This window comes from Accumulibacter sp. (assembly GCF_029255125.1).
Classification (GTDB): Bacteria; Pseudomonadota; Gammaproteobacteria; order Burkholderiales; family Rhodocyclaceae; genus Accumulibacter.
In genome coordinates this window covers 1-5,804 of the sequence record NZ_JAPUVR010000036.1, presented here as the reverse complement: position 1 = coordinate 5,804, position 5,804 = coordinate 1, and the positions used below count along the sequence as shown (strand labels likewise).

At 65.1% G+C, this 5,804-nt stretch carries 5 protein-coding genes; 4 read left to right on the top strand and 1 reads right to left on the bottom strand.

The window, feature by feature from the left end:
• Positions 1-418 (top strand): DMT family transporter (locus Q1L59_RS01620; RefSeq protein ID WP_300327549.1); only part of this gene is annotated, 418 nt, incomplete at its 5' end.
• Between the two features lie 130 nt (positions 419-548).
• Positions 549-1,991, top strand: a complete 1,443-nt coding sequence (locus Q1L59_RS01615; protein WP_300327548.1) for a DUF294 nucleotidyltransferase-like domain-containing protein — start codon at positions 549-551, stop codon at positions 1,989-1,991.
• Between the two features lie 54 nt (positions 1,992-2,045).
• Here the strand turns inward: Q1L59_RS01615 and Q1L59_RS01610 are convergent, their stop codons facing one another.
• Complete coding sequence (locus Q1L59_RS01610) at positions 2,046-2,321, bottom strand: ArsR family transcriptional regulator (RefSeq protein ID WP_300327547.1); 276 nt, start codon at positions 2,319-2,321, stop codon at positions 2,046-2,048.
• Positions 2,322-2,544: 223 nt separating this feature from the next.
• On the opposite strand from Q1L59_RS01610, the gene typA reads away from it, so the two are divergent.
• Both typA and Q1L59_RS01600 read left to right on the top strand, forming a co-directional pair.
• Positions 2,545-4,386 carry a translational GTPase TypA gene (typA, locus tag Q1L59_RS01605; RefSeq protein WP_300327546.1) on the top strand — a complete coding sequence of 614 codons (1,842 nt, stop codon included), beginning with the start codon at positions 2,545-2,547 and terminating at the stop codon, positions 4,384-4,386.
• A gap of 149 nt (positions 4,387-4,535) precedes the next feature.
• Positions 4,536-5,804 (top strand): 4-hydroxyphenylacetate 3-hydroxylase N-terminal domain-containing protein (locus Q1L59_RS01600; RefSeq protein ID WP_300327545.1); only part of this gene is annotated, 1,269 nt, incomplete at its 3' end.

Here is a 5,804-nt window from a genome sequence, read left to right as displayed (position 1 = left end):
GGTCGCCTGCGCGCTTGGCGCGGCGCTCTTCTACGCCGCCTACCAGCTTCTCACGCGCAAGCTGGTGGCGACCGAACCGGCGCTGCGTCTGCTCTTCTACACCGCGCTCTTCGGCACGCTGGCGATGTCGCCGACGCTGCCCTGGGCCTGGGACGGTCGTCTGCCGACGCTGGCGCAGGCTGGCCTGATCGTTTCGCTCGGCGTCTATGGCGGCGTCGGCCATTTCTTCCTGATTCGCGCGTTTCGCCAGACGCCTGCCGCGCTCCTTTCGCCGCTGCTCTACGTTCAGCTCGTCTGGGCAACGCTGCTCGGCTGGCTGGCTTTCGGTGATCTGCCGGACTGGATCAGCGTGGCCGGCATGCTGGTCATTGCCGCATCCGGACTGTTCCTGATCGTCGACCGCCGGCATTTCCGCTGACCGGCGGCGCTCCGGCCGCCGCCTGCCGGGGTGACAAATGTTACAATCGGCGTATGGCCTGCGTCGCCCAAGTCCTTACGGCAGCACGGGGGATGCCGGCAGAATTCCACTCGAATCACAGGGAGCAGCAATGGCTGAGGAAAGCCTTTTTTTTCGCCCGATCAAGGATTTCTGTCAGCACAGCGTGATCACCTGCAGTCCCGACGACAAGCTGGTACAGGTTGCGGCGAAGATGCGCGAGAGGAACATTTCGAGCATGGTCGTCTGCGAGAACAAGCTGCCGAGCGGCATCATGACCGACCGCGATCTGCGCAACAAGGTCGTTGCCGCCGGCGCCGACCCGACGACGCTGACCGTGCGCGCGGTGATGAACAGCCCGCTCTCGGTGATCGGCGAGAACGACCCGCTGTACGAGGCGCTCTACCGGATGTCGCGCCAGGGTATCCATCGTCTGGCGGTGGTCGATGGCAAGGGCAAGCTGTCCGGGATCATCACCGACAGCGACATCATCCGCCTGCAGTCGCACTCGCCGCATCAACTCGTGCTGGACATCGAGCAGACGCGAAATCTCGAAGAGGTGCGCACGGTCTATGCGCGCATCCAGGAACTCGTCCTGCATCTGAGCAGCGGCAGCGGGACGAGTACGCGCGACATGGTGCGCATGATCGCCCACCTGAACGACCAGATTCTGTTGCGCCTGATCGCCCTGCTGCGCGCCGAGCGCTTTCCCGACCTGCCCGAGCGTTTTGCCTTCGTCGTCCTGGGCAGCGAGGGACGCGGCGAACAGACGCTGCTCACCGACCAGGACAACGCCATCGTCTATGGCAACGAACTCGATCCCGAGCAGATTGCGCGCATCGAGAGCTTTGCGCAGGAACTGAGCGATGCGCTGATCGCCATCGGTATTCCGCCGTGCCCGGGCGGGATCATGGCGAAGAACAAGGAATGGCGGCGCAGTCTGAGCAAGTGGCAGGAGCAGCTCGACCGCTGGTTGCAGGCGCCGACGCCCAATCATGTGCTGAGTTGCGGCACCTTCATGGACATCCGGACGATCTTCGGCGACAGCAGTTTCGAGCAGGAGTTGACCGACCAGCTCTACACGCACGTGCAGCGCGACAAGCTGTTTCTGATGCGCATGGTCGAAAACACGCTGCGCTTCGTTCCCCCGATCGGCTGGTTCGGCAAGATCAAGGGTGAGAAAGACGGCGAGCACTCAGGCATGCTGGAGATCAAGAAAGCGGGAATCTTCGCGCTTTCCGAGGGGGTCAAGGCCTTGGCGATCCAGGCCGGCCAGTTGAAAGGCAGCACGCACACGCGGCTGGAAGCGCTAGTCAAGAACAAGGTGATCAACCGGAAAATGGCCGAGAACATCGCCGAGAGCTTCGATTTTCTCGTCCTGATGCGGCTGCGCGGACAGGTCGAAGCGGTGCGCGAAGGACGCAAGCTGGACAATTACGTTCTGCTGGAGCACCTCAACATGATGGAACTCGGCCGCCTGCAGATCGCGCTGAAGGGCGTCGAGAAGTTCCAGGAGTTCATCAAGGGGCACTTCAACCTGCACCTCCTGCGCTAGGCCGGACAGCGCCGCGCCGATCGGCCGCCGGCCAGACGCTCGCCGAGGGAAGCGTCAATAGATGATCGCCTCGGCATCGTCGTCCTTCTTGACGCCCGGCTTGCGCCCGCGCGACGGGGTAGGCGGATCGCACGACAGGCGGCAACTGGTGCCCTCGATCTTGCGCCCATCGATGAAACGGGTCACCTTGCAACAGATCAGGTCGCCCGCCGCGGCAAGCTGCGCAATGCTGTCGCGCAACTCGGCGAGCGGAATGCCGAGCGCCTCAGCCATATCGACGTCAAGCTGCTCACCGTTGCTGCGCAGAAATCCGATAATTGCATCGCTCATTGGAGCACCCTCAAAAAGACTGTCATCAAACAGACAAGTCGCTCAGTTTGCGCCACTGTCGGCTTTCTGGCAACAAGCGGAGCGGCCGGCTCGCCAGTCGAGGCGTTCGCGCGGCGGCTGGCCGAGCGCAGCGATCGCTTGCCGCAGACTTGCCCCTATTGCAGCGCAACAAAGGGCCGGCTTGTGCTAGAATCGCCGCCCCTTTCCCGAAGGCCCTATGACCATGTCCCGCGCCGTCCGCAACATCGCGATCATCGCCCACGTCGACCACGGCAAGACGACGCTGGTCGACAAGCTGCTCGTCCAGGCGGGAACCTTTTCCGCGCATCAGCATATCGCCGAGCGGATCATGGACTCGAACGACCTGGAAAAGGAACGTGGAATCACCATCCTGGCGAAGAACCTCGCGGTCGACTACGGCGGCGTGCATATCAACATCGTCGACACGCCGGGGCACGCCGATTTCGGCGGGGAAGTCGAGCGCGTTCTGTCGATGGTCGATGGCGTTCTGCTGCTGGTCGATGCGGTCGAGGGCCCGATGCCGCAAACGCGCTTCGTCACCAAGAAAGCGCTGGCGCTCGGCTTGCGGCCGATCGTCGTGGTCAACAAGATCGACCGCGACGGGGCGCGCCCGAACTGGGTGGTCGACCACACCTTCGACCTCTTCGACAAGCTGGGGGCGAGCAACGAGCAGCTCGACTTCCCGGTGGTCTACGCCTCGGCGCTGAACGGCTACGCGACGCTCGATCTCGCCGATCCGGCGCGCGACATGCGGCCGATGTTCGAGACTATCCTGCAGCACGTATCGCCGCCGCACGCCGGCGACATCGACGGGCCGCTGCAGTTGCAGATCTCGGCCCTCGACTACTCGAGCTACGTCGGGCGGATCGGCATTGGCCGCATCCAGCGCGGTCGCCTGAAACCGGCGCAGCCGGTGATCGTCATGTATGGCCCGGCGGACGCCGCCGGGCGCTACGAGCATGGTGCGCCGAAGACCGCCAAGGTCGGCCAGGTGTTCGGTTTTCGTGGCCTCGAACGGACGCCGATGGACGAGGCGCTGGCCGGCGACATCGTTCTGGTCACCGGAATCGACGATCTGTCGATCGGCTGCACGATTACCGACAGCGAGCAGCCGGAAGCGCTGCCGATGTTGAAGATCGACGAACCGACGCTGAACATGACGTTCATGGTCAACAACTCGCCGTGCGCGGGCAGCGAAGGCAGGTTCGTCACCAGCCGGCAGATCGGCGAGCGACTGCGCAAGGAACTGCTCACCAACATGGCGCTGCGCGTCGAGGAGACGGCCGACACCGACAGCTTTCTGGTCTCCGGACGCGGTGAATTGCACCTGACGATCCTGCTCGAAACGATGCGGCGCGAAGGCTACGAACTGGCCGTCGGTCGCCCGCGTGTGATCCTCAAGGAAGTCGATGGCGCCTTGTGCGAGCCCTACGAAATGCTCACGCTCGACGTCGACGAGTCGCACCAGGGCGCGATCATGGAAGCGCTCGGCCAACGCCGCGGTGACCTGCAGGACATGTCGTCGGACGGCCGCGGACGCGTCCGCCTGGAATACCGGATTCCGGCGCGCGGCCTGATCGGCTTTCAGGGTGAGTTCATGAACACGACGCGCGGCACCGGACTGATGAGCCACGTCTTCGATGAGTACGCGCCGGTCAAGGGCGACATCCCCGGCCGGCGCAACGGCGTGCTGATCTCGGGCGAGAACGGCGATGCCGTCGCTTACGCGCTGTGGAAGCTGCAGGATCGCGGGCGGATGTTCGTCGTTCCCGGCGACCGGCTCTACGAGGGAATGGTCATCGGCATCCACAGCCGCGAAAACGATCTGGTGGTCAATCCGATCAAGGGCAAGCAACTGACCAACTTCCGCGCCTCGGGAACCGACGAGGCGGTGCGCCTGACGCCGCCGGTCGCGCTGACGCTGGAATCGGCGGTCGAGTTCATCAACGACGATGAACTGGTCGAAATCACGCCGAAGACGATCCGCATCCGCAAGCGCCTGCTGACCGACCACGAGCGGCGGCGCGCGGCGCGCGAAGGCTGAGCCGGGAAGAAGAGCAAAACCGGGCAGCGGCGGCTTGACTTTCGCTGCGGCCGACAGCAAGCTCGGCGAGTTGCAGGGCTGGCGGCGACCCGCCCTGGCCGGCGACGATGCCGCTCGATCGTCGTGCTCGATCAACTCTCGGAGGACCCATGCGCGAGGACAACGCCAACCCTGCCGCGGCGAACAGACGGATGAGCGGCGCCGAGTACCGTGCGTCGCTGCGCGACTACCGGCCGCGCGTCTATGTCGACGGCCGCCTGATCGAATCGGTTGCCGACGAAGCGTCGCTGCAGCCAGGAATCAACGCACTCGCGGTGAGCTACGATTTCGCGCTCGATCCGGCGAAAGCCCCTCTGATGACCGCGCTTCAGTCGGCCAGCGGGTGGACGGTCAATCGCATGCTGCACATCAACGAAGCGGCCGGCGATCTGCTCAACAAGCTGGAAGCGGTGCGCCTGCTCTGTCAGGAAACCGGCTGCGCCCAGCGCTATCTGGCGCACGATGCGCTGAACGCGCTGCACCAGTTGAGCGCGCGACTCGACGCTGCGCACGGCAGCAACGAGCAGCGCGCACGCTGCGCCGCCTACCTCGCGCACGTCCAGCGCAACGATCTGGCGCTCGGCATCGCGATGACCGACGCCAAGGGCGACCGCGCACGCCACCCGCACGCGCAGACGAATGCCGACAGCTACGTGCACATCGTCGAACGCCGACGAGACGGAATCGTCATTTCGGGAACCAAGGCGATCGTCACCGGCGCCCCCTACATGCACGAGCTGCTGGTCATGCCGAGCCGCAACATGCAGGCCGAGGACGCCGACTTTGCCGTCTGCTGCGCACTGCCGGTCGATGCCCCCGGCGTCACGCTGATCGCGCGGCCAGCCGGCCGCCCGGGCGAGCGCCTGGAGCATGGCGCGGCGCCGTTTTCCCGGCGTTACGGCCAGTCGACCGCGGTCGTCGTCTTCGACCAGGTCTTCGTTCCCTGGGAGCGCGTCTTCCTGGCCGGCGAATGGCAGCACTCGGCCGCGCTGACCTACGCCTACGCGACGCACCACCGACACAGTTGCATCGGCGCACGCGCCGGTTTCGGCGACCTGCTGATTGGCGCCGGCGCGCTGATGTGCGAGGCGAACGGACTCGATCCGGCGAGCAAGGCGAGCCTGCGCGAACCGATGGTCGAACTGATCAAGATCACCGAGGGCTTCTTCGCCTGCGGCGTCGCCGCCAGCGTTTACGCGGCGCCCGACGAGCACAGCGGCAGTTTCATGCCCGAGCCGGTCTTCGCCAACATCGGCAAGCTGCTGCTCGCGACGCAAATCTACGACATGCACCGCCTGGCACACGAGGTCTCGGGCGGCCTGATCGTTGCCCTGCCCGGCCCCGACGAGGATCACAATCCGGCGACGGCGGCGACGCTG

Bases quoted from the DNA above. Each gene is read 5' to 3' on its own strand.
- Q1L59_RS01615 (WP_300327548.1), top strand. From the start codon at position 549: ATGGCTGAGGAAAGCCTTTTTTTTCGCCCGATCAAGGATTTCTGTCAG.
- Q1L59_RS01610 (WP_300327547.1), bottom strand. From the start codon at position 2,321: ATGAGCGATGCAATTATCGGATTTCTGCGCAGCAACGGTGAGCAGCTT.
- typA (WP_300327546.1), top strand. From the start codon at position 2,545: ATGTCCCGCGCCGTCCGCAACATCGCGATCATCGCCCACGTCGACCAC.